Raw genomic sequence first — 26,200 nt, 5'->3', positions numbered from 1 at the left:
CCGGCCGCGTTTTTCCAGTCTCAGAGCAGTGGTCGAAGCGGTGCGAGGACCGCTTCGCTGAACCTGGCCACCAGTTGGCGGCTCTCCCATTCCGCCAGGGTGAGCTCACGGCTGTTGGTACTGTCAACCTCAAAGATTTTTTCCATGTCTTCGGCCAGGTTGCGGTCGTGGATTTCCATATTAATTTCATAATTACCGGTCAGGCTCAACCTGTCGATATTGGCTGTTCCGACGGTGGACCATTCCCCGTCCACTGTTGCCGTCTTCGCATGCACCATGGCGTTCTGATAGAGCAGAATTGTCACGCCGCCGCGCAGCAGTGCCGTGTAGAAGCCGCGGGAGAGCCAGTCCGCGAGCACGTGATTGGAATTCTCCGGCAGGATGACCCGCACATCAACGCCGCGTTTACTGGCCCTAAACAAGGCAGTGAGGATCTGGTGATCGGGAATGAAGTAGGCCATGGTGATGTAGATGTGGTGGCTGGCACGGTTAATGGCATCAAGATAGACGCCCCGGATCGGGTACACCAGATTGGCCGGAATGTTGTTCACCGCACGGATCCGGGGTTCCCAAATGCCGGCATCCAACTCCTCAATCCCCGGCTGCTGCTTCCGGTTGCCGTTCCACACCGTGGCGAAAGCCTGGTGAAGTTCCCATACCGACGGTCCCACGATTTTCAGGTGGGTATCCCGCCACTGGGTGGCGTAGAGCAAGCCAATGTTGTACCCGCCCACGAAACCCGTGTGGTCGTCGATGATCAGCATTTTTCGATGATCCAGGCCGGTGCCGCGTACGTTGGCGATCAGGATCGAGGGGCGCAGCACCGGAAAGCGCATCAGGTGGATGGCCGGATGGAACTTGTAGAAGCTGGCCGGTACCACCAGGTTGGCGAATCCGTCGTAGACGGCGTATACCTCAACTCCGCGCTCGGCTGCCGCCCCGAGGGCATCCTTGAACCGCTGGCCCAGCGAATCGCCTTTCCAGATATACGTCTCAATCAGAATCCGGTGCTTGGCCTTGCCGATTTCCTCCAGCATGGCCTCGTACAGGTCCTCGCCGTAGGTGTAGATCGTTGTGACACTGTCCGCGACTTCGCTGGAAAACGTGCCGGGACGTGGAAAACGGGACCGCTTTGTCCGGGCGTGCTTCTTAATGGCGTCCACCAGCACCAGGCCCGCGATCACGACTCCCTGGACGGCCACGAAAGCCACAACCATGCGCTGGAGGGATTTCCGAACGACTTCCTTGGCAAGCTGCAGCTGATGGGGGCTCATGAAGGAACCTTAGCAACTCGGAGCCACCGGCCGCCGCCGCTTGTCCCGCTGGACGGCCGCGGCAGCGGAATAAGCCGGCCGTCGTCGTCGTTCTGCGTTATGTGCCGGTGCAACGACTCGGCAGCACCAAACTGGGCGGGCAGCCAACCCCGCAGCATTCCCCGCAATGAAAGGCCGGCTCCTCCCGTGACTGTTCCGCTTTCCATCCTCGACCTGGCGACCATCGGCAAGGGGGAGAGTGCGCGGGACAGCCTCAACGGCAGCGTCCTGCTCGCACAGCGGGCGGAAGAATTGGGCTACCGCCGCATCTGGTATGCCGAGCATCACAACATGTCCTCAATCGCCTCCTCCGCGACAAGTGTGCTGATCGCCCATGTAGCGGCCAACACCCGAACCATCCGGCTGGGCTCCGGCGGGGTGATGCTGCCCAACCACGCCCCGTTGACCATCGCCGAGCAGTTCGGAACGCTGGAAACGCTGCACCCTGGACGAATCGATCTGGGCTTGGGACGGGCGCCAGGCAGTGACCAGAACACCATGCGTGCGCTGCGCCGAGATCCGATGGCCGCGGACAGCTTTCCCCAGGACGTACAGGAACTGCAGGGCTACCTGAGCGGTCCCACCCGCATCCAAGGCGTGGAAGCTACGCCGGGCAAGGGAACTAATGTGCCGCTGTACATCCTTGGTTCCTCCTTGTTTGGCGCCAAACTGGCCGCAGCCCTGGGGCTGCCATACGCCTTCGCGTCGCATTTCGCGCCGAATGCGCTCCAGGACGCGGTGGCGATTTACCGACGCGAGTTCAAGCCGTCCGCGCAATTAGCCGAGCCGTATGTCATTGCCGGAGTGAATGTCATCGCTGCCGATACGCATGAGCAGGCGCAGGAGCAGTTCCGGGCGACCAAGAGGGCACGGGTTTCGCTGCTTTTCGGCCGGGACCGGAGCTTTACCGATGAGGAAGCGGACATGATCCTGGAATCGCCGCAGGGCCAGCATGTGGCACAGATGGTCAAATACTCCGCGGTGGGTACGCCGGAGCAGGTGCGGGAGTACCTGGATGGCTTTGCCCGGCACGCCGACGCGGACGAGCTGATTGTGGCGCATCAGTCCAGCGGTACCATGGCGCGGCTTCGTTCTGCGGAATTGTTGGCCGAGGCCACCGGGCTGGTCGGCGCGCAGAGCTGACGAACGCATGGGCCGTCGTGCCGGTGCTGGCTGACGGCCCGCCGGTTGGTGCCCTCCCACGGCCCGGACAGATCCTGGAGTGGGCGGCTATGCCCAGTCCGCGGCGGAAGTTCGCTCAAATCACGCCGGCCAACACCACAACCGTGAACGTGTTCCTGCGGCTCGACGCGCCGGCGGCGGGACGGCTGGAGGCAGTCAAGGTCCGCCCAGACGATCCTTTCAGCCGGCGGATAAGGTTCACCTCGATGGCCGACTTAGACCAGGAAAGCAGCCACCTTCTGGGGCTGGCACGCCAGCAGAGTCTGCAGCGGCACTGCAGCCGGAGCGACCAGCGCGCTCCGCTATTGTTGAATCATCGTCGGCATAAGGAAGGTCGTGTTTGTGTTATCGCAGCCGTTTTCGACAGTTGAGGCACCTCGGGCTGTCGAGCTGACAGTCGAAGGACTCGCGTTCACGGTGCGAACGCTGGGCTCTGGAAGCAAGACGTTTGTGCTGGTGCATGGCATCGGAACTTCCAGCCGCTATTTTGCACCGCTCGCGGCGCAGCTTGCCCGCCACGGTACGGTGCTTCTGATCGAGATGCCAGGTTTCGCGGCCAACGCCAACCCCCGCCGGCCCCTGACGGTTCCGGACTTCGCTCATTTGGTGGAGCGGGCGCTTGAGCAGCTGGACTGCGGCCCCGCCACAATCATAGGACATTCGATGGGCTGCCAGGTCGTGGTGGAAGTAGCCATCCTCAACCCGGCGGCGGTCACGTCGCTGGTCCTGTTGGGACCGACCGTGAACCGTAAGGAACGCACAGCCTGGAAGCAGGGGCTGCGGCTGCTGCAGGACACGTGCCTGGAGCCACCGGCAGTGAACTTCATCGTCTTTTCGGACTATGCCCGCTGTGGGTTGCGCTGGTACCTCAAAACGCTGCCCCAGATGCTCGGCCACCGGTTGGAGGAGCGCATCGGCCTGGTGTCCACGCCGGTGCTGATTCTGCGGGGAAAACGTGATCCTATTGTTCCGGAGCGCTGGACCCGGGAGCTTGCCGAAGCCTGCCGCAATGGTACGGCGGAAACGATCGAAGGCGGAGCACACGTGATGATGTTCCGGCACGCCGCAGCCGTGGCAGCCGGCTGCCTCGCGATGCTGTCACGGACCAGTGATGCAGCCGCCGCCGGCATGGTCACCGGCACTACCGGCGCCGACACTGAAACCACCGCCGGCATGGCCACCGGCACTACGGCCGGCATGGCCACCGGCACTACGGCCGGCATGGCCACGGGCACTACCGCCGCCGGCACGGCCACCAACACTGCAACTGGCGCTTGCCGTTGAATCCCAGCGGGCCAGCCGATGCGCCCCACTCGCGGGGCCACCGCCTGCTGCGGCAGGGCCGCACCTGGATTTTGGACTACGCCTATGTCACCTACTGGCAGATCCACGGCTTTCTGCACCGAATGGATCCGGCGCCCTATCTGGTGCCGTCCCGGTCTGGCGCCAGTCCCGTCGTCGTTATCCCGGGCGTCTACGAAACCTGGCAGTTGATGCGCCCCGTCATGGACTACGTTCATGGCCTTGGACATGCGGTCCACGTCGTTGAACCCTTGGGTCACAACGTCGGATCCGTGGTGGACATGGCCGCCTTGGTGGGCAGCTACCTAAGCGAGGCCGACCTGACGGATGTCACAATCATCGCGCACAGCAAGGGTGGCTTGATCGGAAAGCACGTGATGCTGTCCGCGGACGCGGGCCCCAGGGTGCGCCAAATGGTGGCAGTTTGCACGCCGTTCTCCGGGTCGCGCTACGCCCGCTATGCCCTCACACCGGTGATCCGTGCGTTCTCCCCGCGCAATCCCGTCCTGCTCGCCCTGCTTGCCAATCTGGAAGTCAATGCCCGCATCACTTCCATCTACGGGGTCTTCGATCCGCAGATTCCAGGGGGCAGCTATCTGGAAGGCAGCGAAAACGTCCAGTTGGACGTAATGGGGCATTTTCGGATTCTTGCGGAAGAGTCCCTGCATCAAGCCATCCGCCACGCACTGCGCCCGTGACGGCGGGGTGTTTCAGGACGTCGGCCGGCCGGCCGGGAACGTGACAGGCTTAGGCCTCGACTCGTTTGACGATGTCACCAGCAGGGCGCCGGGATCGACGGTCATCGTAAGCCGGGATCCCTGGCCAATATGGTCCCCGTCGAGCTGAATTTCCTGCGGCACATCAGTTGCCACCTGGACGGATTTACCTTGGAAATATTCGACGGCTGGATCCTTGGTCCGGCCGCGGGTAAAAAGTCCGGCCAGGACCGCGAACCAGCCAAATGTCCCGCTGGGAGCCAGGGTCATGAGATCCAATACGCCGTCGTCGGGCTGGGCTCCCGGGAACATCTCGATTCCACCCTGCAGCCGTCCGCAGTTGCCGCCCATAAGGCTGCGCAGCCTCCGGCTTACCGGCCGCGCCCCGTCGATGCTGATTTTGGCCCTGACCGGTTTACCCGGCAAATTCCTGATTCCGGCGTCAACATACGCCAGCCAGCCCACCCGGTCCTTGAGGCCGTCATTTGTGTCCGCCATGATGGCTGCGTCATAGCCCAGGCCGGCCATCACCAGGAAGATTTGTTCCTCGGCCGCGTCATCCACCACGGCGCGGACCACATCTATGCGCCGCGTCGTCCCGGTCAGGGCCTGCCAGGCGGCCAGCGCCGGGTCGCTGATATTTATGCCCAAATTCCGGGCCAGCAGATTTCCGGTGCCCAGCGGGATCAGCCCCAGAGCGGTATTCGTGCCCGCGAGGACTCCGGCGACGCAGCGTACCGTGCCGTCCCCTCCGGCTGCCAGGACGACGTCCACACCTTCCTCCAGCGCCTGCCGCGCCTGCCCTGCGCCTGGGTCCTCCACCGAGGTTTCAAGCCACAGCGGATCCGTCCACCCCTCGTCGCGGCAGATTTCCTGCACCGCCTCCCGCAGATCCAAGTCCAAGGACTTGGCGGGATTGACGACGACGGCGGCACGCCGGGCGGGAGCGCCGGCGGAAGTGGGGTCGGACTCGGTCATGGATTGCTGCTTCCCGGTGGTTGAAATTGCCTGTTGAAATTATCAGTTGAAACTGTCTGTGGAATCGGGCCGGTTGAAGTTTGCGCTGCTGAGCACGAGCTTATCGGCAGAACCTTGCTGTCCGCGGGAGGGCCCATCCGTTGGACACGGCGGTCCGTCCCGCCCGGCCGGCCATCGCAATGATCAGCTTGGTGAGTCGGCCGTACCCGATTCGCTCCCGTGACGGCGCACCTTTCGCACCGTGAGGTAGAGCCGGTGAGCCGTGATGACCAAAGCCAGCCATGCCAGCCCGAGCGTCCAGGCGGCCAGGACGTCGGTGAACCAATGGTGGCCCAGGAAGACCCGGCTCAAACCAATGGTGATCGCGAAGACGGCGGCCACCACGGCGCACAGCACCCGCGAGCGCGTGCTGTGCAGGCGCAGGATGAGCAGATAGGCCACAATCCCGGCGATTACGACGGCGTTGAGGGCATGACCACTGGGAAAGGAAGCCGAATGCTCGTACGGCGGAACGGCATCGGCTAGGGGAGGCCGCGCCCGACCGATCAAGCGCTTGCCCGCGATGGTCATGGACAGCGAGCCGGCGGCCGCGGCAACAATGAGGATCACCGGCGTCCAGGATCGGCGTGTCAGCACCAGGACGGTCAGTGCCACTGCCGCCAGGATGGGCATGCCAACGGTGCCGCCGACGTCGGTGTAGGCGGTTACGGCAGCGTCGAGAGCGGGGGACCGCAGGGACATGGCGGTCTCCAGCAGGGGATGATCCAACCCAGCTACGCCGTCGGCCTCCGTTACGGACTCATAGACCTGCGCCGACACCGCGGTCAGTGACACCGCCAATAGGATTCCGACAACCAGCGTGAGCACGAGCGCCGTGTGCGGACCCAGCCGCGCACCGATCCACAGGATGATCCGTGCCAAAAACCGACCAAACGACGACTTCCAGTGCGTGAGGTCACGGCCGCCCACAAAGCGGTCGTCGCGCAGTTCGCCGCGTACACCCGAGCGCTCAGCGGCTTGGGCGCCGGACTGGTCTGGAACATTCGGGCTTCGGGAGGGCGCGTGATGCTGCTGGTCATCCGCCAACGGGTTGGTCCGATCTGTAGGCCAATCCGACGGCATGGACTGGATCTATCTAAGCGTACTGAGTATTCGGTAACCGCGGAACTCGCGCAGTGTCGGTCAGGCTATCAGCGCGGGCATTTAAAAAGGTCCGCGAGACCACCCTCAGGCTCGGACAGGGCCAGCACCGTATCGCCGGCCTGCAGTGTTGTGGTGCCTCGAACCTGAACCAGTTGTCCGTGCCGCCTTACCATGGAGATCCAACCGGATTCCCCCAGTGAGAGTTCGGCAATTGTGCATCCATCGGCAGGCGAGCCCGGCGCAATAACATAGTCATGAAGTCCGTGCGGCTCGTTCCGGAACCTTAGCCCGAAGGCCCAGGGTTCAAGCTGGACTTGGCGCATCGGAACACGGAACAGGCCGGCGAAGGCAGGGACCAAACTCCCTTGGAGGACGACCGAGACCAGCACAACGACGAAGATGATCGAGTAAACGGTCGAGCCCTTAGCAGTTCCCGAACCGAGGATGAACATCCCGAGCAGGATGGGCACGGCGCCCTTGAGCCCGGACCAGAGCACGAACAGGCGCTCGCCGCGGTGCAGCCTAACCGGCCACAGCAGAGCACCGACCAGCACTGGCCGGACAACGAGAATCAGCAGCGCGGCCAAGGCCAGCCCTGTCCATAGTGCGCCCGAAACCAGCAGTTCGCGAAGGGACACACTGAGCCCCAGAACAGCAAAGGCTACGATTTCCGAGATGCTGGCGAAGCCCGAGACAAACCTTTCGATCTCGCGCTTGTAGGGGGCGCGGGCATCGCCGACGATGATGCCGGCCAGGAAAACGGCCAGAAAGCCCGAGCCATGCAGCAGGGTCGCCGCAGCATAGATGAAGGCGGCACAGGCAATGGTGCGCACCGAGTGCAGCGACTCGTTCGGAAGGGCCACCCGCCGCATCAGCTTCACCAGTGCGTAGCCTCCCAACCCGCCGACCGCCGCGCCCACTGCCATCTGGAGGGCGAAGTTTCCAGCCCCGGCGGCGACCGCTCCGAATCCAGCCCCGCTGGCTCCAAGCAGACTCGCCATCAGCGCAATTCCAACCGGGTCATTGGCACCGGACTCACCCTCGAGAATCGTTCCACTCCGGCCGGCAATTTCCCGTTTGCCCAGAACCGAGAAAACGACCGCAGGATCGGTGGGCGAAAGCGCGGCCCCGAGGAGCAGCGCGGTGCGCCAGTCGAACCCAAACAAAGCATGAGCGGCGAAGGCCACGGCTCCCGCCGTGACGGCGGTGCCCGCCACTCCAATCCAGACGATGGATCCGGACGCGGATCGGAACCGTTTCCAGCCCATGTGCATGCCGCCGTCGAACAGGATGAAGATCAGCGCGACTGTGACAATCCGTTCGTCGATCTCCAGCGGTATGGCACCCAAAGCCGGAAACACATCCGATGCGACGGCGGCTGCTATCAGGAACAGGGCGGGAGCCGGGATACGGATACGGTCGCTTAGCCGATTGGAGAGTACGGCGACAATCAAGGCTGCTGCAACAAGGAAGATGACGACGCTGAAGGGTTCGACATCTCTCACGCAAGAATCCTACGCCTTCATCGGACAGCCCTTCGTTGGCCTGCCCGCATCCCCTGCCCGAGCTAACCATACGATAAGGTTGCTTAGCATCGGCTCAATGGAAGCCGGCGTAAGACGCGGGGCAGACACCCGTGTTGATTTCGAACGGTTTCCGAGCCAAGCACGACTGCATAGGTCGGCATTGGCGCGACGCCAACGCGACGCTGCCCACCGAGCCCAGAAGGAAAACAGCCATGAACCAGCCCGCGCAGCACCAAGACCCGCCCGGAGTTCAGTCCCGCATGATCCCGTTCCGGACTGCGGGGAAGACAGCTATCGAGGAAGCGGAAAACTGACGGGAAAGGCGGCCATTATCACCGGCGGGGACAGCGGAATCGGCCGCGCCGTGGCCATTGCTTTTGCTCGCGAGGGTGCCGATGTCCTCATTGCCTACCTCAATGAGGACGAGGACGCCAACGACACCGCCCGACTGATCCAGGACGCGGGGAGGGAGGCGGTGCTGCTGTCAGGAGATCTGTCCGACTCACAGCAATGCCGAGATGTGGTGGATCGGGCCGTGCAGGAATTTGGGAAGGTGGACATACTGGTCAGCAACGCGGCCTTCCAGATGAATCACTCCTCGCTGGACGAGATTTCAGAGGAAGAGTGGGACCACACCTTCAAACTCAATATCGGTGCCATGTTCCATCTGGCCAAGGCGGTCGTGCCGCATATGCCTCCGGGCTCTTCGATCATCGCCAGTTCCTCGGTCAACTCGGACATGCCCAGCCCGACCCTGGCACCCTATGCGGCGACTAAGGCAGCAATTGCCGACTTTGCCGCCAGCCTGGCCCAATTGCTTGGTGAAAAGGGCATTCGCGTGAACTCGGTGGCGCCGGGACCGATTTGGACGCCGCTGATACCGTCCACGATGCCGCAGGAAAAGATTCAGTCCTTTGGCACCGGTGTGCCGCTGGGACGCCCGGGCCAGCCCGCGGAGCTGGCGCCGGCATATGTGCTGCTCGCCTCGGACGACGGCAGCTACATCTCCGGCGCCCGCATCGCAGTCACCGGCGGAAAGCCGGTTCTGTAGCCACGAGCAGCCAGCGGACAGCCAACGGACAGGCATAAACGCTAAGGTGGCGGAAAGAGCCGAAGCCCGGAACGACGTGGAACGAGTAAGGACGGAAAATCAGCATGCACGACGGCGTCAGCATGGACAACAGCGGGGTACCGGCGGGTTCCGCCAGCGGAACCAACAGCGGAACCGGAAGCACGATTGGTGGCGGCCAGGCCCGAAGCGGGACGGCAACGACGGGAACCGGAACCCCGGCGGCGGCACCGCCGTCGGGCGCCCAATACGAAATTTCGCATGGTGAGCAAACGGTTATGCTCACGGAAGTGGGTGCGGCGTTGCGGTCTTACACGGTGGGGGAGCGCACTCTGCTGGACGGATACGAAGAGTCGGAAATGTGCACCGGTGCGCGCGGTCAGTCCCTGATTCCCTGGCCCAACAGGATTGCCGATGGCTGCTACAGCTGGGGCGGCTCGGATCACCAACTGGATCTCACCGAACCGGCCAAGCACGGAGCCATCCACGGTCTGACGCGCTGGGCCAACTGGCAGCTTGCCGAGTCCTCGCAGGCCAGCGCCAGTTTCACTCATGTCCTGCACGCCTGCCAGGGCTGGCCGTGGGTTCTGCGGTGTCGGCTGGACTACGCGTTGGATGACGGCGGACTGACCGTGCGGACCAGTGTTACAAACCTCAGCGACTCTCCCTGTCCCTATGGAACCGGCGCCCATCCATACCTCAGTGTTGGGTCTTCTGTCATTAATACTGACCGTGCCCAGGTGCCGGGATCCATCTATCTGCCCGTGGACGAACGGGGCATACCGGTGGGTCGAAAGGCTGTTGACGGCACCCGTTATGACCTGCGGACGGCGCAGCAGCTGGCTGACCGGCAGATCGATGTGGCCTATACCGACCTGCACCGTGGACCGGACGGGCGGGCGCGGGTGCGCTTGGAGTCCGGAGCCAATGCGTCGGCGGTGGAATTGTGGGTGGACGAGTCCTATCCCTACTTGGAAATCTTCACCGGCGATACTCTTCCCCAACCCGAACGCCGGCGCACAGGCATGGGCGTGGAGCCGATGACCTGCGCGCCCAACGCCTTTAACAGCGGTGACGGACTGCTGACCCTGCTGCCCGGCCAGCACCACAGCGCCAGCTGGGGCATTGATCCTTTTCCCGAACAGTGAGCCCCGATAGATAGACAGTGAGCCCGGGCTCGAGCGGCTTAGCGCAGCCAAGACCGGCCGCGGGGTCGGGCTGTCGATCCAGGTACCCGGGATTTGGTTCCGGTTGAGGCCAGGCGTTAGCGGGAAGACTGATCCAGCAGTGGCAGGTCCGCCGGTGTGTCGATGTCCTGGCCGGTTCCGAGGTCGGAGCAGTCGATGGTGTCCAGCAGGAATGAATGCGCGCGCAGGTAACTGCGTGCGCCGGTGTCCGCGGAGGCGGCCGCGGCCGCCTCCCGCGCCAGATCAGCGTCAAACAGGACGGGATGTCCGCGGCGCAGCCGGCCTGAGGCATCCGAGTATCCAGCGGCCGTTATGCGGCCGTCCTGATGCTGTTTCCGCAGTCGACGGATCAGCTCCGCATTCACGCCCGGCTGGTCCACCAGGGCCACCAGCACGTTCTCCAGCGGAGCCGCGGTGGCAACCCCGCACTGAAGTGAGGATCCCAGCCCAGTCGCCCAGCGCGGATTGACGACGGTTCGGCACCCCGGCAGCAGCGTTCCCGCCCGCACCGTCTCCGCTTCGGAGCCCAGGACGACGATGACATCAGTGCAGCCCCCTGCCAGCAGCACGCCGGCCAGATGTTCGACCAGTGTCACGCCCCGGTAGGGCAGCAGCGCTTTGGGTCCCTTCCCAAGCCTGGTCCCCGCGCCGGCGGCCAGCAGGATGCCGGTGGTCGCCGGAACGGCGCCAGACTCGCTCGCCGGAACGGCGCCAGACTCGCTCGCCGGAACGGAGCCAGACTCGCTCGCCGGAACGGCGCCAGGCTCGCCGGCCGGAATCCCCGGCCTTAGCGAAGGAATTTGTCGGCCGTCAGAGGCAGGTCGCGGACCCGGATGCCGGTGGCATTGAAGGCTGCGTTGGCCACGGCCGCCGCGGCGCCCACGATGCCGATTTCGCCGATTCCCCTGGCCCCCAGCGGCCCGGCATGCGGATCCACGTCCTCGAGCCAGACCGCATCGACGTCCTCGATGTCCGCGTTGACAGGAATGTGGTACTCGGCAAAGTCGCAATTGACGATGATGCCGAACCGCGGGTCCATCACGCTGTGTTCGTGCAGTGCCATACCTATTCCCATGGTCATGCCGCCAATGAACTGTGACCGCGCGGTTCGCGGATTGATGATGCGGCCGGCCGAAAAAACGCCCAGCATCCGGGAAACTCGGATTTCGCCGGTGTCGGCATTGACCCGTACCTCGGCAAACTGCGCCCCGAAGGAATGCAGCGCGAAGCTGTCCTGGTCCGGGTTTTCCGAGCCGGCGGCCTGTGCTTCGGCCCCGGCCGCCGGATCCGCGCCGTGCTGTGCACGGAAGGCCCCCGCGGCGGCAATAATTGCGTCCCCCCAGCTGGCGGTGCCGGTGGAACCGCCAGCCACCGAGGCCCGCGGCAACGACGTATCACCGATCTCCAGCCGGATTTTTCCCACCGGGCTCTCCAGAGCATCGGCGGCAATCTGTGTCTGCGCCGTCCAGGTTCCGGTGCCGATGTCCGCGGCCTCTATCTGCACTGTGTAGATTCCGTCCGCCCCGTAGTTGATTCGGGCCGCATTCGCGCCCTGCCGGCGAAATGGATAGGTGGAACCAGCCACGCCCATCCCAATGAGCCAGCCGTCCTCCAGCCGCGTCCCGGGTTGGCGCGTCCGCCGCTCCCAGCCGAACCGTGTGGCTCCTTCGCGCAGGCAATCCAGCAAGTGCCGGCTGCCGAAGGGATTGCCGGACTCCGGATCGATGCCGGGCTCATTGCGCACACGCAGCTCAATCGGATCAATCCCACAGGCATCGGCCAGCTCGTCCATCGCAACTTCGGGTCCGAACATGCCGGGACATTCGCCGGGCGCCCGCATCCAGGACGGAACTGGAACATCCAGGGCAGCCAGGCGGTGACTGGTGCGTCGGTTGGGCGCGGCATACATCATCCGGGCCGGAACGGCCGTCTGCTCGGCGAATTCTTTGATTCTCGAGGTTTGTTCCACCACATCGACGACGACGGCGGTGAGCCGGCCGTCGTCGTCGGACCCCAGCCGCACCCGCGTCACGGTGGGCGTCCGGTAGCCAACCAGGGCGAACATCTGCTGCCGCGTCAGCGCGAACTTCACCGGACGGCCGTTGCTGCGCTGGGCGGCCAGGGCGGCCAGTACCACGTGCGCGTGCGGCATCCCCTTCGACCTGAGCCGCCGCCGACGTGCGGGGAAATGACCCGGATATCCTCCGGCTGCACGCCAAAGATCGGCGCCAGCGTATCCCGGACGGTGTGCGCCCCCTGAGTTGAGTCGTACAGCGTAAGGGCGCCGTCCTTCCAGCAGGCGACAGTCGTGTGCGGCTCCATCGGATTATTGTGCTCCGGCGGCGTTGTATATGTGCCTTCCAGGACCACCGCCGAGGAGGCCAACGCAGCGTCGGCGTCGCCTTGGTCAGTGTCGGTGGGATAACCGGCGTTAACTTTGCCCGGCGCGTAGAGATCCCCACGATCGACCCGAAAATCCGCGTCATGCGCGACTTCGGCATAGGTCACGCGCACCAGCGACGCCGCATGCCGGGCGATTTCCGGAGATTCGGCCAGAACGGCACCGATGAGCTGACCGCGGAATCCAACCTCGGGGAACTGCAGCACAGCCAATTCGGCATCGTCGGTGGCGGCTAACTTCGGCGCGTTGAGGTGCGTCAGCACCGTCTGGACTCCGTCCAGAGCCTGGGCGGCCGAGGTGTCCAGAAACGTAATTGTCCCCCGCGCTGTGGTTGCCTGTACCGGATGAAGATAGAGCGGGTGCTCCACTGGCTGCTCTATGGCGTATGGCGCGGTGCCCCGCACCTTGGCCACACCGTCCAGACGCTCCAGTCCTACTCCAATGGCCCTGGCCGGCAGCAGTTGGCTCATCGTTGCTGCTCCTTGCCGGCTTGGGCGGCTGTGAGATCCCGCAGGACCGCCACGATGGTATTACGGGACATGGGAACCTTGAACGCGTTGTCCCGCAGCGTTGCGGCGGAGTCCAGTTCTTCCTCCGCCGCGCGGCGGAAATTCTCCTCGACGGCTTCTTTGCCGCGCAGGAACTCTTCGGCACGGCTGGCACGCCAAGGCTTGTGTGCCACTCCACCCAGCGCCAGCCGAATGTCCTTGATTAAAGCGGGACCGGGCGGCTGAGCAGGATGGGCGCCGACTGTGCCACGGTTTTCGGGGATCTCCAGTTCAAGTACGGCCGCAACCGAGACCAGGGCGAACGCGTAGGACGCCCTGTCACGGACCTTGCGGTAGCTGGAGCGGGCCCGCGCGGGAAGCGCGGGCAGCTCGACGGCGATGATCAGCTCGCCATGATCCAGTACAGTGTCCCGCTCCGGTTCCCGGCCCGGAAGCCGGTGGAAATCCCGCAGCGGGATGCTTCGCTCGCCGTGCACTCCGGTGACGACCACCACCGCATCCAGGGCAGCCATCGCAACGGCCATGTCCGAAGGATGCACGGCCACACAGTCAGCGGAGGCACCGAGGATGGCGTGGTACCGCGTGTAGCCTTCCAGCGCCGAACAGCCGGAACCCGGTTCACGTTTATTGCATGGCGTCGTGACGTTTTGGAAGTACACACAGCGCGTGCGCTGCAGCAGGTTACCGCCCGTGGTGGCAAGGTTGCGCAGCTGACCCGAAGCGCCTGCGAGCAATGCCTGGGACAGCACCGGATAGCGCCTGCGGATGAGCGGGTCCGCCGCCAGGTCGCTGTTGCGCACAGTCGCGCCAATCCGCAGCCGGCCGTCGGGAAGCTCCTTTATCTCATCCAGCGGGAGCCCCGTGATATCCACCAGCATCCCGGGGCCGGTAATGCCAAGCTTCATGTGGTCCACCACATTTGTGCCGCCACCAAGATAAGCGGCCCGTGGATTGGCAGTGGCTGCAGCTACGGCGCTGTCCACATCTATGGCGCGCCGGTAGTCGAAGGGAATCATGACCGGTCCCCGGAGTAATCCGTCCCGGCGGTTGGGGTCCCGGCGGCTTGGGTGTCGTCTGCTGCGGTGCCGGCTGCTTGAGCGCCGGCTGCTTGAGCGCCGGCTGCCTGACGAATGGCGGCGACAATGTTCACGTAAGCGCCGCACCGGCATAGATTGCCGCTCATCCGTTCGCGGATCTCCGCGTCGGTGAGCTTGATCCCCGTCGGGTCGCTTACGCCGCCGTTCGGGGTGACATGGCTCGGCTGGCCCGCCGCTGCCTCATCGAGCATCCCCACGGCCGAACAGATCTGCCCGGGGGTGCAATAGCCGCATTGGAATCCATCCTGGTCAAGGAATGCTTGCTGAACCGGGTGCAGGTCGCCGACGTCGGCGAGTCCGTCAGCGGTGGTTATGCTCGCACCCTCGTGGGCGACGGCGAAAGCCAGGCACGTCGTCGCCCGCCTTCCATTCAGCAGGACGGTACAGGCTCCGCATTGACCGTGATCGCAGCCCTTTTTCGGCGAGCTGACTCCAAGCTTGTCGCGCAGCAGATCCAGCAACGTGGTGCGCGTCTCCACCACCGCGGACCGCTCCTCGCCGTCCACGTGCAACGTCACGTTGGCTTCCACGAGCAGCACCTCCGGGCTATTTCGGGATCCCCGCACCGGCTGCCACGAGCTCCCGTGCGGCTGGCTCAACCACTGCGGAACCACTGCGGACGGTGTCTCTTGCCAGGCTCGCGCTCCGGTGCGGAACTTTCTCGTAACCTATCCCGGGTGCCGGGAGGACACAACCCTTCACCTCGACCCTTTACCTTGCGCTGTCCGGAGTCGAGTGCGGTCCTGCCTGGAGCCCTGTCCGGAGTCGAATGCGGTCCTGCCTGGAGCGCTGTCTGCATTGGAGCGCTGTCTGGCTGGCGTCCGGGCGCCCAAGCGCCAAGCCGTCCACCCGGCCGCTCCTGGCTGCCGGATACAGCGCAACGATGTTGTGTCACCATCACGTTGGTCGCGTCCCACGGACGTTCAAGCCGCAGCCCGTATCGTAGGAGGCCAGACGGGAGCGAGGGGACAGACCTTCCATGGCAAACCAAAACGGCCCCAAACGGGGCGAAAAATCCGCAACTACGGCGGCAAAGGTGGACAGTGGATCCGCAACCGAGGTGGACAGTGGTCCCGCGACCGAGGTGGAGAGTGGATCCGCAACCGATGCCGAGAAGGAATTGACCGCTGCCGCCGCTGAACTCTATGCTCTGGATTCCAACGGATTCACCGTCGGCCGCAATGTGCTCGCGAAGCAGGCACGCGGAGACAATAATCGGGCGCTTGCCGCCAGCATCGCGGCTCTGGCCAAACCGTCCGCATCGGCCTGGCTGGTCAATATGCTTGTACGGCACCGTCCAGCAATGATCTCCGAGCTAATGAATCTGGGCCATTCGCTGCGGCGGGCGAACGACGAACTTGACCACGAACAGCTGCGGGAATTGAGTAAGGAACGGCGCAGCCTGTTGAACGCGGTGGGCGCTGAGAGTCGGCAGCTGGCCCATGATTTGGGTCATAAGGTCAGCGGTCCGGCCGCTGTGGAAGTGGAACAAACGCTATGGGCCGCCCTGACGGACGTCGGAGCTGTGGCAGCCGTGCTCAGTGGGCAGCTGATCCGCCCGTTGTCCACGAACGGTCTGGATTCGGTGGATCTGGCTGGAGCGTTGGCCGTTCCCGGCTCCCTGTCCGAGTCGACAAACCAAACGGCCGACTCCGTGGACGCTGGACGGAGCGCTGCAGCAAGCGCTGGTGCCGGCGCCGACAAAACCGCTGCAGGGGAACCGCGTCGGCGGACGCAGGCGGCTGCGGGGGAAGCGGAAGCCAAGCGGGCGGAAGCGCAAACTAATCGCGCGCAGGAGGATGAAAAGGCAAAGCAGGCAAAGCAGGCAAAGCAGGCAAAGCAGGCAAAGCAGGCATTGCTGGCTGAGCAGGCTCAGCGGGCGGCAGACGATGCAGCTGCCGGTTTGGAGCGGCTGCAGCAGCGGATGCTGGCGGTCGGAAACCGCCGGGCCGCGCTTGAGGGGGAACGGGATGAGCTCGACGAACGGCTTCGGATCCTCCGGCAGAATCTCGACGCTTTGGAGGACGAGTCTGCAGACCTGGGCCGGGACTTGGATACCTGCCGGAGGACGGCGGAAAAGGCTCGGCGGACCGCGGCCCGGACGCAGAAACGCCTTGGATTTGATGAGCCCGGGTGATCAGTTGATGACCAGAGCAGCGGGCTATTCCTTCTTTCAAGGTCCTGCTGCGTCATTACTGCCTCCGGTGGCCAACAGCATGCGCACTTCTTCATCGGTGGTCTGTTCGAAGTTCTGGTATGCCTGGCCAACGGCACGAAACGCCGCGGGAGTCCACACACAGACAATCTCATCGGCAGCGTCCTGCACATCGCGGCATGCAGTCCCGATTGCCACGGGGACCGCGATCACGAGGCGTGCAGGCTCATGACGGCGGACGGCGGCTGCGGCCGCGCGCATTGTGCAACCGGTCGCCAGACCGTCGTCGACCAGAATAACGATGCGCCCCGCCAGCCCAACAACTGGCCGGCCCGCCCGGTAGGATGCCTCCCGCCGGGCCAACTCGACGCGCTCACGGGAGGCGACGAGTTCAAAGGTCTGGATGGCCATCTTGCGCCGTCCCAGGCTGGCCATAACCTCCTCATTGAAGACTGTCTCCGTGCGGCCGGCAATGGTCGCCATCGCTCCCATGGCGAGCTCGGGATGGGATGGGACACCAACTTTCCGCACGGCCACCAGGTCCAGCGGAGCACCAAGTGCCCGCCCCACTTCGGCGGCCACCGGAATGCCACCGCGGGGGAGCCCTAAAACCAAGACATCCGGGCGGCCAGCATAGCGTTGGAGTCGCCCGGCGAGCCGCCTGCCCGCGTCTCTGCGGTCTGAAAAAGGCTGCACATTGCCCCGGCTCAGCCCAGGACACGGCCGGTGAACTGTCGAAAGCTGTTTACCCAGCCCCCCAGGAACTCTTGGGTGCCCGCAGGCGGATAGACGGCGTCATAACGAGCCATGATGGACTCTCCTTTCGTTTCCCCATCCACACCGTTCAGGGCTTGAGGATGACTTTGATGCAACCATCGGCTTTCTTTTGGAACAGCGAGTAGGCCGCGGGCGCCTCGGCCAGCGGGACGCGATGTGTCACCAGATCCATAACGCCCAGCGGATCGGCCTCGTCCTCGGCCAGTGGAAGAACGTCGTCGATCCAACGCTTGACGTTGCACTGGCCCATCCGAACTTGGATTTGCTTGTCGAACAGCGTCAGCATCGGCATCGGATCTGCCTGCCCGCCGTACACGCCGCTTAGGGACAGCGTGCCGCCGCGCCGAACTGCGTCAATGGCGGCGTGCAGCGCGGACAGCCTGTCCACCCCGGCCAACTCGATTGCTTTCTTCGCCAGTGCGTCGGGCAGCAGGCCTGCCGCCTGCTGCGCGAAGCTGGCCACGGGGGAGCCGTGGGCCTCCATGCCGACGGCGTCGAGCACGGAATCCGGGCCCCGCCCCTGCGTGCGGTCCTTCAGTTCCGCCGCGATATCCTTCGTCAGGTCCAACGTTTCCACGCCATGGCGTTCGGCCATGGCCCGGCGTTCCGCGACGGGATCGACGGCCAGCACTCGATAGCCAAGATGGCGGCCGATGCGTGCCGCAAATTGGCCGACAGGGCCCAGGCCCAGCACGGCTAAGGTGCCTCCGTCGGGCACGTTGGCGTACTGCACCCCCTGCCATGCGGTGGGCAGAATGTCCGAGAGGTACAGGTAGCGTTCATCCTCAAGTTCGGTTCCAACCCTGATCGGTCCATAGTCGGCGTGCGGAACCCGCAGATACTCTGCCTGTCCGCCCGGCACCTGGCCATACAGCTCGCTGTAACCGAAAATCGCCGCTCCGCTGCCCTTGTCCCGCACTTGGGTCGTCTCACATTGGGACTGCAGCCCGCGCCGGCACATGAAACAGGTGCCGCAGGAAATATTGAAGGGAACCACGACGCGGTCGCCGGGGGAGAGGTTCGAGACGCCCGGCCCAACTTCCTCCACGATCCCCATCGGTTCGTGACCTAGAACGTCACCCCGATGCATGAAGGGCGTCAGGACGTCGTAGAGGTGCAGATCGGATCCGCAGATGGCTGTGGAGGTGATCCTGACCACGGCATCCGTCGGTTCCTGGATGGTCGGATCGGGAACTGTCTCCACGCTCACGGACTGGCGTCCCTGCCAGGTCAGTGCTTTCATGCTGTCTCCTCGGGTCAACGCGGGTGATAACGCCGGTTATAGAGCCTCCTTCCGATCCAACTCGCAGTACACGCTCGAGTCAAGGTAGTAAGGGGGCTGCCTTTCGCGGACGCCGCCGAGCCGGCCGTTGAACTTTTGTCTGGTCCGGCTTCCCGCGTAGGATCTTCTTGGCTCTCCAATGCGCGGGGCGGATCCGGAAACCTACGGAGTTCGCCGGCGCACAATTCCTATTCCCTCAGATTGGATCGCGGGTGGATCTAACCGTCATGGTGGTGCTGGTCATAGCACTGGCATTTTTCTTTGATTTCACGAATGGCTTTCACGACACCGCCAACGCGATGGCCACCCCAATAGCGACGGGTGCCATCAAGCCGAAGACTGCGGTTGCGCTGTCCGCGGTGCTGAACCTGGTGGGCGCCTTCCTGTCCACTGAAGTGGCTAAGACCATTTCCGGTGGATTGATTCGGGAGGGCACGTCAGGTGTGCAGATCACCCCGGTGCTGATTTTCGCGGGGCTGCTGGGTGCGGTGCTCTGGAACCTGATGACGTGGCTCTTCGGGCTTCCATCGAGTTCCTCCCACGCCTTGTTCGGAGGATTGATTGGCGCCGCCGTCGTCGGCATTGGGTTCCACGCGGTGGACCTGAGTGTGCTGCTGTCCAAGGTGATTCTTCCCGCTGTCCTCGCGCCCCTGATCGCCGGCGGTGTGGCGTATTTGTGCACAAAGCTGGCCTACGCCATCACCCGCCGTACCGACCCGGATTCCGGTGACAAGATGGTGCAGAAGCGCGGCGGTTTCCGCTACGCGCAGGTCTTCTCCTCCTCCCTGGTGTCGCTGGCGCATGGTACCAACGACGCGCAGAAGACTATGGGTGTCATTACCCTGGTCCTGATCTCCGCCAATATGCAGGCGGCTGGGACGGGACCGGTCTTCTGGGTGGTCGGTTCCTGTGCTCTGGCCATCGCGCTTGGCACCTATACGGGTGGTTGGCGCATCATCCGAACCCTCGGCAGTGGTCTGACGGATGTTAAGCCGGCGCAGGGATTCGCCGCGGAAACCAGCACCGCGGCCGCTATCCTGGCGTCGTCGCACCTGGGCTTCGCGCTGTCCACCACGCATGTGGCATCGGGATCGGTAGTGGGCTCGGGCCTGGGCCGGAAGGGATCCACGGTCCGTTGGCGCGCTATCGGCAAGATTGCCCTCGGATGGCTGTTCACACTGCCGGCCGCCGCGATCGTGGGTGGGTTCGCCGCATTCGTCGCGGGGTTTGGACCGGTGGGTGTCCTCATCGACGCCGTCCTCGGACTCAGCGCCATCCTGTTGATCTTCTTCCTGTCCCAGCGCGAGCGCGTCGACCATAGGAATGCCATCAGCGAGGTGGGCGTCGTCGGTGGGACGGTGACTATTCCCACCAAAAAGCAGCGTCAGCGGCAGGCTGCACGGATGAAGGCTGCACGGAAAGCGGCGCTGAAATCGACGCAGAAATCCGCGGCGAAGGCTAAGTCCGGGACATCGAAGCAGGGTCCGGCCGCGAAACGGCCAGCATCGGCAGGCGGCACCGGTACCCCGGGCAGCAGGCAGGGGGCAGACGGGAAGTCTCCAGGTGCGGGTAAATCGGGCACCAACAAGTCGGGCAGTGGTCGACCAGGCGGTAGTAAAACCAGCGCGGGCAAGCTGGGTGCGGGCAAGCCCGACGGCGGCAAGCCTGGTGGCGGCAAGACTGATGCGGGTAAAACCGGTGCCGGCCGGTCCGGTACCGGTAAGCAGAACGCGTCAGCGCCGAGTGGAGGCGCCCCAGCCGAACGGGGCGAGGGCCGAAGCGGGGGCAAGCATGCAGCCGCGCAACCGACAGTGGTACAACCGGCGGAATCCACCGCTGAAGAAACGACTCCTGCTGCACAGACTTCGTTTCCCGCGCCGGCACCCGCGGATACTCCGAACCGGAAGGACCAGCCATGATTAACTGGGGGGCCTTCCTGGCCGTCGCCATCGCCACCATTATTTCAGCGGTTTTGGTGGTTGGGCTTTATTCTGTAGGCGTGCGGCTGTACGCCGTAAGCGTCGATGAGCACGTACCCAGCACACGAATTGCACGGGTCGGCGCCTACGTTTGTTTTGCTCTCTGCGCGGCGGCCGTGCTTTACGGCATCTACCTGATTGTTCCTGCGTTCCATCCTAAATAGGCCAGGCCGGATCCGCGGCAATTGGCCGGACCGCGGCAAACATTGAGTACCTGACCGTCGAGCACCGCGGTTTGTCCCGCAGCTGCGTCGTCGAACGCCTTTCCCAGCTACTCAACGACCAGCTTGGCGAGCTGATCCAGCCAACGTTCGGCTTGTCGGGGGTGCCGAAAGATTACAACGTGCATTTTTCCCGGATTTGCGGCCAGAGCCCGCATTGTCCGGCGTTTGCGGGCAAACGATGAGAAGTGCCAAAGCAGAATCGAATCCGCGGACCTCAGCCTGCCCAGAGTTTCGCGATTTCCATTGCAGACCTCTTCACAACGGTAAACCCGGCGCAAGCTGCGCCGCGTCAGCCGCGCGAACGAGAGCCAGCGAGGATAGTCAAGGGCAATGAGCAGCTCGACTCTTGGCATCACCGCGCTCCGCCATTGGGCATAGGCAGAGTCCAGAATCCACTCGTCTCCAGCCGCGATTGCGGAGGCAAGTGCCTGCTGATCGGCCATCGGCCGCGACTTCCAACCCGGAAGCCAGCCGATCTCGTCGTCAACCAAATGGCAGGGAAGTTTAGTGACTGCGCCCAGCTGGCGAGCGAAGGTGGACTTACCGGAGCCGGTGACGCCGTAAATCAGAATGCGCCGCGCTGCAGGTAAACCCGGGGTCACGGCCTGCGGATCAGGTTTGTGATGCGGGCCGTCGAGAGGCGGCGCCCTTCCGGATCCCTCATGACGATTTCGTGGGTCGCCAAGGTGCGGCCCAGATGAATTGCGGTGCAGGTACCCGTGACAAGACCGGAGGAAATGCTCCGGTGATGAGTCGCACTCACCTCGATGCCCAGAGCCTGACCGCCCGGCCCAGCGTGGATCCCGGAGGCAAAGGAGCCCAGGGTCTCGGCCAGCACCACGTGGGCACCACCGTGCAGGATTCCGGCCACTTGGGTGTTGCCCTCCACAGGCATAGTCGCGACCGTTTTTTGGGCGCTCATCTGCAGGAATTTGATGCCCATTTTGGCTACAAGCGTCCCCACCCCGAAGGCGCTTAACCATTCGTGCATTTCCTCGGGTACTCCGGCCGCGATCAGCTCAGCCAGATGCGCGTTGCCGGCAGCATCCGCTGTGTAATTGTCCGTCATGATGACTAGGCTGGCACCTGTGAGTGAAACTACCAAAACGGCCCCTGAATCAGCAGCACAACCTCCGGAGGCAGTTTCCCCGACTCAGGAACAGTCTCAGGGGCTCGACGGCGGTCCCCGCCGGCTGCTGGTGATTGACGGCCATTCCATGGCCTTTCGGGCTTTCTACGCGCTGCCCGCGGAAAATTTTTCAACTGACACCGGCCAACACACCAACGCGGTTTATGGGTTCACCTCCATGCTGCTGGCCATGATCCGCCAGCAGAAGCCGACTCACGTGGCGGTCGCCTTCGATCTCGACACCCCAACCTTCCGCTCCGTGGAATACGCCGAATACAAGGGTGGGCGGTCTAAGTCCCCCGAGGAATTTCACGGTCAGGTGGACCTGATCATCAAAGTCATGGACGCCATGCGCATTCCCACCATTTCACTGGAGGGATACGAGGCGGACGACATCATTGCCACCCTTGCCACGCAGGGGGAAGCGGCCGGCTGGGAGGTACTGGTGGTTTCCGGGGACCGCGACGCCTTTCAGTTGATTACGGATAAGGTCTCCGTCCTCTACCCCAAAAAGGGCATCTCCGATATCCCCCCGATGGACGCCGCGGCCGTGCAGGAAAAATACTTCGTTGACCCGGCACGGTATCCGGATCTGGCGGCACTGGTCGGGGAAACGGCGGACAATCTTCCCGGCGTCCCTGGCGTGGGCCCAAAGACCGCAGCCAAATGGATCAACCTCTATGGTGGCCTGGACGGCATTTTGGACAACGTGGACGCAATTGGCGGAAAAGTGGGGGCGGCCCTTCGTGAGAACGTGGACACGGTAAAGCGCAACCGGCGGCTGAATCACCTGCTCCGTGACTTGGAGCTGCCTGTGGTCCTTGATGCCATGGTGCTCCAGCGCCCGGATAGTGATCAGGTCGAAGAGCTTTTCGACGCCCTGCAGTTCAACACACTGCGCAAACGCCTCGCGGAACTTTTCGGTGAAGATGAATCTGCCGACGCTGCCGAAGCGCACACTGCGCCGGACCACGTCCTGCTCACTGACGCTCCCAGTCTTCGCTCCTGGTTCGTCGGCACGAATCTGGCCAAGGTGGGACTGCAGGTAGTTTTTGAAGCCGCGGTCCAGGGTCGCGATGCCATCGCTTTGGCATTGGTGGCCGAGCATTCAGCAGCCTACGTGGAGTTCGCCCACCTTGACGCCGCAGCTGAGCAGGTCCTCGGCGCCTGGCTGACCAGCCGGGACGCGCCCAAGGTGGTCCATGAGTTTAAATCCGCATACAAAAGTCTGTACGCCCGTGGATTTACACTGGCGGGAGTGGTGGACGATACATCCATCTCGGCTTATCTGATCCAGCCCGACCGGCGCAGCTATGAGCTGGCCGATCTGAGCCAGGTACACCTGAGGATCTCCGTCAGCTCGACCGGTGCTGGAACCGCCGGCCAGCTCGACCTGGGGCTGGGCCAGGACACAACGGCTGCCGATGCAGTGATGAAGGCCTATGTGGCTCGGGAGTTGAGCGAGCACTTTGTTGGACAGTTGCTCGAGCGGGGGGCAAATACTCTGCTGGGCGAGCTGGAACTGCCGCTTGCCAATGTGCTGGCCAACATGGAATTGACTGGGGTGGCCGTTTCAGCACCGAGATTGGATCAGCTGCTGGCTGACTTCACGGCGACCATCGACGCGGCCCAAGCGGCAGCTTTCGAGGCAATCGGCCACGAGGTTAATCTCGGTTCTCCGAAACAGCTTCAAACCGTGCTTTTCGACGAACTGGGCATGCCCACGACGAAGAAGATCAAAACCGGCTATTCCACTGATGCCGACGCGCTGGCGGACCTTGCCGTCAGGACGGGACATCCGTTCCTGCTGCAGCTGCAGGCCTATCGGGATGCCACCAAGCTGCGCCAGACCGTGGAAGGGCTGAACAAGTCCATTGCCGACGACGGCAGGATCCACACCACCTATGCACAGAATGTGGCCGCCACCGGACGTCTGTCCTCCAACAACCCGAACTTGCAGAACATCCCCATCCGCAGCGAGGCCGGCCGGCGGATCCGTGAGGTGTTCGTTGTCGGCGACGGATACGAAACCCTGCTGACTGCAGACTATTCCCAGATCGAGATGCGCATCATGGCGCACCTGTCCGGTGACGAAGCTCTGATCCAGGCGTTCAGGGACGGTGAGGACCTCCACCGCTTTGTCGGTTCGCATGTCTTCCACGTCGCCCCGGACGAGGTCACAAGTGCCATGCGTTCCAAGGTCAAGGCCATGTCCTACGGCCTGGTGTATGGCCTCAGTTCCTTCGGTCTGTCCAAGCAGCTGGCAGTGCCCGTCGATGAGGCCCGGACCCTGATGAAGGACTATTTCGACCGTTTTGGCGCAGTTCGGGATTATCTGCGTGGGATCGTGGAGCAGGCCCGGAGAGATGGCTTCACTTCCACGATTGAAGGACGCCGGCGCTACCTGCCGGACCTTTCCAGTGACCAGCGCCAACTTAGGGAAATGGCCGAGCGAGCTGCCTTGAATGCTCCGATTCAAGGCTCTGCCGCCGACATCATCAAGAAAGCCATGCTGGGCGTTGCCGCTGAGCTTCGGTCCCGGAGGCTTGCTTCACGGATGCTGCTGCAGGTCCACGATGAACTGGTCCTTGAGGTGGCCGACGGCGAATTGGAATCCGTAACGCAGTTGGTGGTCGAACAGATGGGCTCCGCGGCGCAGCTCTCCGTCCCGCTTGAGGTTCAGGTGGGCACAGGTACGAGCTGGCACGAAGCAGGTCACTGACCAACATGCCTTGTGGGCGCCGGGGCGTAGTGCCACACGCCCCGGTTACTGAGCAACATGGTCACCCAGGCGGCCGCGCTGTTCACAGCCAGCAGCGAAATCAGCACCAGCAGTTGGATCAGGCCTGCATCCAAGGCTGACGCGCCACCCAAAATGAGACCGACGAAGGCGCCCGGGAGTGTGACAGTTCCGGCTGTGCGGGTTTGGTCAAGGCTGGGCAGGACAGCCTCGCCCGCGACGGGCCGCGCCACCAACGACCGGGCCGCCGGCCATTGAAAGCCGAGGGCGACGGCGGCCTCAACTTCGCCACGACGGCTCAGCAGTTCCGCCTCAAGTCGTCGACCGGACAACGTGGTTGTGGCCATGGCGCCGCCTACCTGCTGACCCAGCACGGCCACCAGCGCCAAGGCGTTCCAGGGCAGAACCCCGCTGATAAACATCAGGGCACCTACCGGGAGGGCTCCTGCGGCAATGGGAACTGCGGCAAACCACCAACGTCCGTGCGGAGTGATCCGCCGACCAGAGGTCCAGACTGCAATCAGGAACATCAGTGCCACGAAGAGCAGCGCCACGCCGGGATGGCCGGCCAGTCGGGAGATGATCAGCGCAACGACCGCCAACTGCACCAAGGCTCGGAGTCCGGCAAGAACCATTTCCCGGGCTCGGCGTCCCAGGGCTCCCCGCCACAGCACCGCGGCCAAGGCCAGCAGAACGGCCAGCAGGATCCAGCTGACGGGGCCGGTGTTCAGCAGGGTCGAATTGTCCACAGTCTGCATTATCCCGGGTTCCGGCCAACCGGGCAGTGCAATGCTGTTGAGGTTGGGGTGTGGACCAGACCCGGTGCTGGCCACGCTGCGTAGGGTTGCTGACGGTATGGACTGCGGGGCTGCTTGTCATGAAAGGTCGCTGTCTCGTCCGGTTCGGCGTAGGGACGTTCGGGAGTCTCAGATCCGGCTTCGGAGAGGTATTGGTGGAGGTGTTGCCACCACGTGTCTGAGTCCGGGTCTTGAGGCAGGGTCGGCCAAGGACGGTCCTCCGGGGCCTCGCGGTCATTGAGGCCGGGCGGTGGCGTGGTGAAGTGGTTGGGCAGGATGGGTGGGGTGATGTCGCGGGGTATGGGTGGGTAGGTCCGGCCGGAGGGTGCGGTCCAGGCGGGGATGCCGGAGTCGGTCATCGTGGGTTTCCAGCCGCGGACTGTCAGTGGCGGGTCTGCTCCGACGCTGGTCTCGGATTCGTTGTCGGTGCCGCAGCCATTGCTGGAGTTGGTGTCGGAATTGGAATGTGCGGGGTGGTGGTGGCCGTGGCGGTCTTTGCCGTCGGGGAGGTGTTTGAAGTAGTGGTGGCGGCGGCATTCGCTGCTAAGGTCATCGTCGTCGGTGGTGCCGCCGTGTTCGTGGGCTTTGAGGTGGTCCAGTTGGGTGTCAGCGGTTACGGTGCGGCAGCCGGGGAAGGTGCAGGTCCGGTCTCTGGCGCGCAGCCAGAGGCGCATTCGCCGGGGGACTTTGTAGC

General features: G+C 63.8%; 22 protein-coding genes and 3 pseudogenes. 10 read left to right on the top strand and 15 right to left on the bottom strand.

Translation table 11 applies throughout. The features are described from left to right. Nucleotides 1–20: 20 nt before the first annotated feature. On the bottom strand, nucleotides 21–1,274 hold the full coding sequence (locus tag IV498_RS03150) for a phospholipase D-like domain-containing protein (RefSeq protein WP_269045094.1): 1,254 nt from the start codon (nucleotides 1,272–1,274) through the stop codon (nucleotides 21–23). Between the two features lie 186 nt (nucleotides 1,275–1,460). On the opposite strand from IV498_RS03150, the gene IV498_RS03145 reads away from it, so the two are divergent. From IV498_RS03145 to IV498_RS03135, 3 genes are all read left to right on the top strand, one after another. Then, the gene (locus tag IV498_RS03145) at nucleotides 1,461–2,456 is read left to right on the top strand and encodes an LLM class flavin-dependent oxidoreductase (protein WP_269045093.1); all 996 of its coding nucleotides are present in this window, start codon (nucleotides 1,461–1,463) and stop codon (nucleotides 2,454–2,456) included. A 375-nt stretch (nucleotides 2,457–2,831) separates the two neighbouring features. Then, entirely contained in the window at nucleotides 2,832–3,779 is a 948-nt protein-coding gene (locus IV498_RS03140) for an alpha/beta fold hydrolase (RefSeq protein WP_269045092.1), read from the top strand. Beyond that, complete coding sequence (locus IV498_RS03135; RefSeq protein WP_269045091.1) at nucleotides 3,770–4,495, top strand: esterase/lipase family protein; 726 nt, start codon at nucleotides 3,770–3,772, stop codon at nucleotides 4,493–4,495. The genes IV498_RS03140 and IV498_RS03135 overlap by 10 nt, the downstream gene beginning before the upstream one ends. A gap of 12 nt (nucleotides 4,496–4,507) precedes the next feature. On the opposite strand, the gene IV498_RS03130 is transcribed toward IV498_RS03135, so the two are convergent. From IV498_RS03130 to IV498_RS03120, 3 genes are all read right to left on the bottom strand, one after another. Next, nucleotides 4,508–5,491 (bottom strand): diacylglycerol/lipid kinase family protein, encoded by a 984-nt coding sequence (locus IV498_RS03130; RefSeq protein ID WP_269045090.1) that lies wholly within the window; start codon nucleotides 5,489–5,491, stop codon nucleotides 4,508–4,510. Nucleotides 5,492–5,674: 183 nt separating this feature from the next. After that, complete coding sequence (locus IV498_RS03125) at nucleotides 5,675–6,613, bottom strand: phosphatase PAP2 family protein (protein WP_269045089.1); 939 nt, start codon at nucleotides 6,611–6,613, stop codon at nucleotides 5,675–5,677. Nucleotides 6,614–6,681: 68 nt separating this feature from the next. Continuing rightward, nucleotides 6,682–8,139 (bottom strand): cation:proton antiporter domain-containing protein, encoded by a 1,458-nt coding sequence (locus tag IV498_RS03120; protein WP_269045088.1) that lies wholly within the window; start codon nucleotides 8,137–8,139, stop codon nucleotides 6,682–6,684. A 233-nt stretch (nucleotides 8,140–8,372) separates the two neighbouring features. Here IV498_RS03120 and IV498_RS03115 point away from each other — a divergent pair. Both IV498_RS03115 and IV498_RS03110 read left to right on the top strand, forming a co-directional pair. Further along, a pseudogene (locus IV498_RS03115) lies at nucleotides 8,373–9,211 on the top strand (SDR family oxidoreductase). 104 nt (nucleotides 9,212–9,315) lie between these two features. Then, nucleotides 9,316–10,377, top strand: a complete 1,062-nt coding sequence (locus tag IV498_RS03110; protein ID WP_269045086.1) for an aldose 1-epimerase family protein — start codon at nucleotides 9,316–9,318, stop codon at nucleotides 10,375–10,377. A 116-nt stretch (nucleotides 10,378–10,493) separates the two neighbouring features. Here IV498_RS03110 and nboR read toward each other — a convergent pair whose 3' ends face one another. From nboR to IV498_RS03085, 5 genes and pseudogenes are all read right to left on the bottom strand, one after another. Continuing rightward, nucleotides 10,494–11,195 carry a nicotine blue oxidoreductase gene (gene nboR / locus IV498_RS03105; RefSeq protein ID WP_442951270.1) on the bottom strand — a complete coding sequence of 234 codons (702 nt, stop codon included), beginning with the start codon at nucleotides 11,193–11,195 and terminating at the stop codon, nucleotides 10,494–10,496. An 8-nt stretch (nucleotides 11,196–11,203) separates the two neighbouring features. Next, the gene (locus IV498_RS19010; RefSeq protein ID WP_269045155.1) at nucleotides 11,204–11,788 is read right to left on the bottom strand and encodes a molybdopterin cofactor-binding domain-containing protein; all 585 of its coding nucleotides are present in this window, start codon (nucleotides 11,786–11,788) and stop codon (nucleotides 11,204–11,206) included. Next, a pseudogene (locus IV498_RS03095) lies at nucleotides 11,774–13,204 on the bottom strand (molybdopterin cofactor-binding domain-containing protein); the annotation flags it as partial. The pseudogene IV498_RS03095 and the gene IV498_RS19010, both read right to left, overlap by 15 nt. Nucleotides 13,205–13,283: 79 nt before the next feature. Next, entirely contained in the window at nucleotides 13,284–14,342 is a 1,059-nt protein-coding gene (locus tag IV498_RS03090; protein ID WP_269045085.1) for an FAD binding domain-containing protein, read from the bottom strand. After that, on the bottom strand, nucleotides 14,339–14,941 hold the full coding sequence (locus IV498_RS03085) for a (2Fe-2S)-binding protein (RefSeq protein ID WP_442951268.1): 603 nt from the start codon (nucleotides 14,939–14,941) through the stop codon (nucleotides 14,339–14,341). Before IV498_RS03085 ends, IV498_RS03090 begins: the two co-directional genes overlap by 4 nt. Nucleotides 14,942–15,402: 461 nt before the next feature. Between IV498_RS03085 and IV498_RS03080 the strand changes: the two genes are divergently transcribed. Then, the gene (locus IV498_RS03080; RefSeq protein WP_269045084.1) at nucleotides 15,403–16,560 is read left to right on the top strand and encodes a hypothetical protein; all 1,158 of its coding nucleotides are present in this window, start codon (nucleotides 15,403–15,405) and stop codon (nucleotides 16,558–16,560) included. A gap of 36 nt (nucleotides 16,561–16,596) precedes the next feature. Here IV498_RS03080 and IV498_RS03075 read toward each other — a convergent pair whose 3' ends face one another. Then, the gene (locus tag IV498_RS03075) at nucleotides 16,597–17,274 is read right to left on the bottom strand and encodes a phosphoribosyltransferase (RefSeq protein WP_269045083.1); all 678 of its coding nucleotides are present in this window, start codon (nucleotides 17,272–17,274) and stop codon (nucleotides 16,597–16,599) included. Nucleotides 17,275–17,422: 148 nt separating this feature from the next. Further along, on the bottom strand, nucleotides 17,423–18,598 hold the full coding sequence (locus IV498_RS03070) for a zinc-dependent alcohol dehydrogenase (protein WP_269045082.1): 1,176 nt from the start codon (nucleotides 18,596–18,598) through the stop codon (nucleotides 17,423–17,425). Between the two features lie 251 nt (nucleotides 18,599–18,849). Here IV498_RS03070 and IV498_RS03065 point away from each other — a divergent pair. Continuing rightward, a pseudogene (locus IV498_RS03065) lies at nucleotides 18,850–20,019 on the top strand (inorganic phosphate transporter); the annotation flags it as partial. Between the two features lie 533 nt (nucleotides 20,020–20,552). Next, nucleotides 20,553–20,780: a hypothetical protein gene (locus IV498_RS03060; protein ID WP_269045081.1), complete on the top strand. Its 228-nt coding sequence runs from the start codon at nucleotides 20,553–20,555 to the stop codon at nucleotides 20,778–20,780. A gap of 107 nt (nucleotides 20,781–20,887) precedes the next feature. Here the strand turns inward: IV498_RS03060 and IV498_RS03055 are convergent, their stop codons facing one another. Together IV498_RS03055 and IV498_RS03050 are read right to left on the bottom strand one after the other, a co-directional pair. Then, nucleotides 20,888–21,442 (bottom strand): adenylate kinase, encoded by a 555-nt coding sequence (locus IV498_RS03055; RefSeq protein ID WP_269045080.1) that lies wholly within the window; start codon nucleotides 21,440–21,442, stop codon nucleotides 20,888–20,890. Then, nucleotides 21,439–21,909: a hotdog fold thioesterase gene (locus tag IV498_RS03050; RefSeq protein WP_269045079.1), complete on the bottom strand. Its 471-nt coding sequence runs from the start codon at nucleotides 21,907–21,909 to the stop codon at nucleotides 21,439–21,441. The genes IV498_RS03055 and IV498_RS03050 overlap by 4 nt, the downstream gene beginning before the upstream one ends. 148 nt (nucleotides 21,910–22,057) lie before the next feature. Between IV498_RS03050 and polA the strand changes: the two genes are divergently transcribed. Further along, complete coding sequence (polA, locus tag IV498_RS03045) at nucleotides 22,058–24,691, top strand: DNA polymerase I (RefSeq protein WP_269045153.1); 2,634 nt, start codon at nucleotides 22,058–22,060, stop codon at nucleotides 24,689–24,691. On the opposite strand, the gene IV498_RS03040 is transcribed toward polA, so the two are convergent. After that, nucleotides 24,685–25,458, bottom strand: a complete 774-nt coding sequence (locus tag IV498_RS03040; RefSeq protein ID WP_269045078.1) for an ABC transporter permease — start codon at nucleotides 25,456–25,458, stop codon at nucleotides 24,685–24,687. The genes polA and IV498_RS03040 overlap by 7 nt on opposite strands. An 8-nt stretch (nucleotides 25,459–25,466) precedes the next feature. Next, nucleotides 25,467–25,865, bottom strand: a complete 399-nt coding sequence (locus tag IV498_RS03035; RefSeq protein WP_269045077.1) for a hypothetical protein — start codon at nucleotides 25,863–25,865, stop codon at nucleotides 25,467–25,469. Nucleotides 25,866–25,970: 105 nt separating this feature from the next. On the opposite strand from IV498_RS03035, the gene IV498_RS03030 reads away from it, so the two are divergent. After that, the coding region (locus IV498_RS03030; RefSeq protein ID WP_269045076.1) for a hypothetical protein at nucleotides 25,971–26,200 on the top strand (230 nt) is incomplete at its 3' end.

Source organism: Paenarthrobacter sp. Z7-10 (assembly GCF_026932795.1).
Classification (GTDB): domain Bacteria; phylum Actinomycetota; class Actinomycetes; order Actinomycetales; family Micrococcaceae; genus Arthrobacter_M.
Note: the sequence above shows the minus strand (reverse complement) of the source record. Positions and strands in the feature narration are given on the sequence as shown.

Bases quoted from the DNA above. Each gene is read 5' to 3' on its own strand.
- IV498_RS03150 (WP_269045094.1), bottom strand. From the start codon at position 1,274: ATGAGCCCCCATCAGCTGCAGCTTGCCAAGGAAGTCGTTCGGAAATCC.
- IV498_RS03130 (WP_269045090.1), bottom strand. From the start codon at position 5,491: ATGACCGAGTCCGACCCCACTTCCGCCGGCGCTCCCGCCCGGCGTGCC.
- IV498_RS03125 (WP_269045089.1), bottom strand. From the start codon at position 6,613: ATGCCGTCGGATTGGCCTACAGATCGGACCAACCCGTTGGCGGATGAC.
- IV498_RS03110 (WP_269045086.1), top strand. From the start codon at position 9,316: ATGCACGACGGCGTCAGCATGGACAACAGCGGGGTACCGGCGGGTTCC.
- IV498_RS03090 (WP_269045085.1), bottom strand. From the start codon at position 14,342: ATGATTCCCTTCGACTACCGGCGCGCCATAGATGTGGACAGCGCCGTA.
- IV498_RS03080 (WP_269045084.1), top strand. From the start codon at position 15,403: ATGGCAAACCAAAACGGCCCCAAACGGGGCGAAAAATCCGCAACTACG.
- IV498_RS03070 (WP_269045082.1), bottom strand. From the start codon at position 18,598: ATGAAAGCACTGACCTGGCAGGGACGCCAGTCCGTGAGCGTGGAGACA.
- IV498_RS03060 (WP_269045081.1), top strand. From the start codon at position 20,553: ATGATTAACTGGGGGGCCTTCCTGGCCGTCGCCATCGCCACCATTATT.
- IV498_RS03050 (WP_269045079.1), bottom strand. From the start codon at position 21,909: ATGACGGACAATTACACAGCGGATGCTGCCGGCAACGCGCATCTGGCT.
- polA (WP_269045153.1), top strand. From the start codon at position 22,058: ATGGCCTTTCGGGCTTTCTACGCGCTGCCCGCGGAAAATTTTTCAACT.
- IV498_RS03035 (WP_269045077.1), bottom strand. From the start codon at position 25,865: ATGACCGACTCCGGCATCCCCGCCTGGACCGCACCCTCCGGCCGGACC.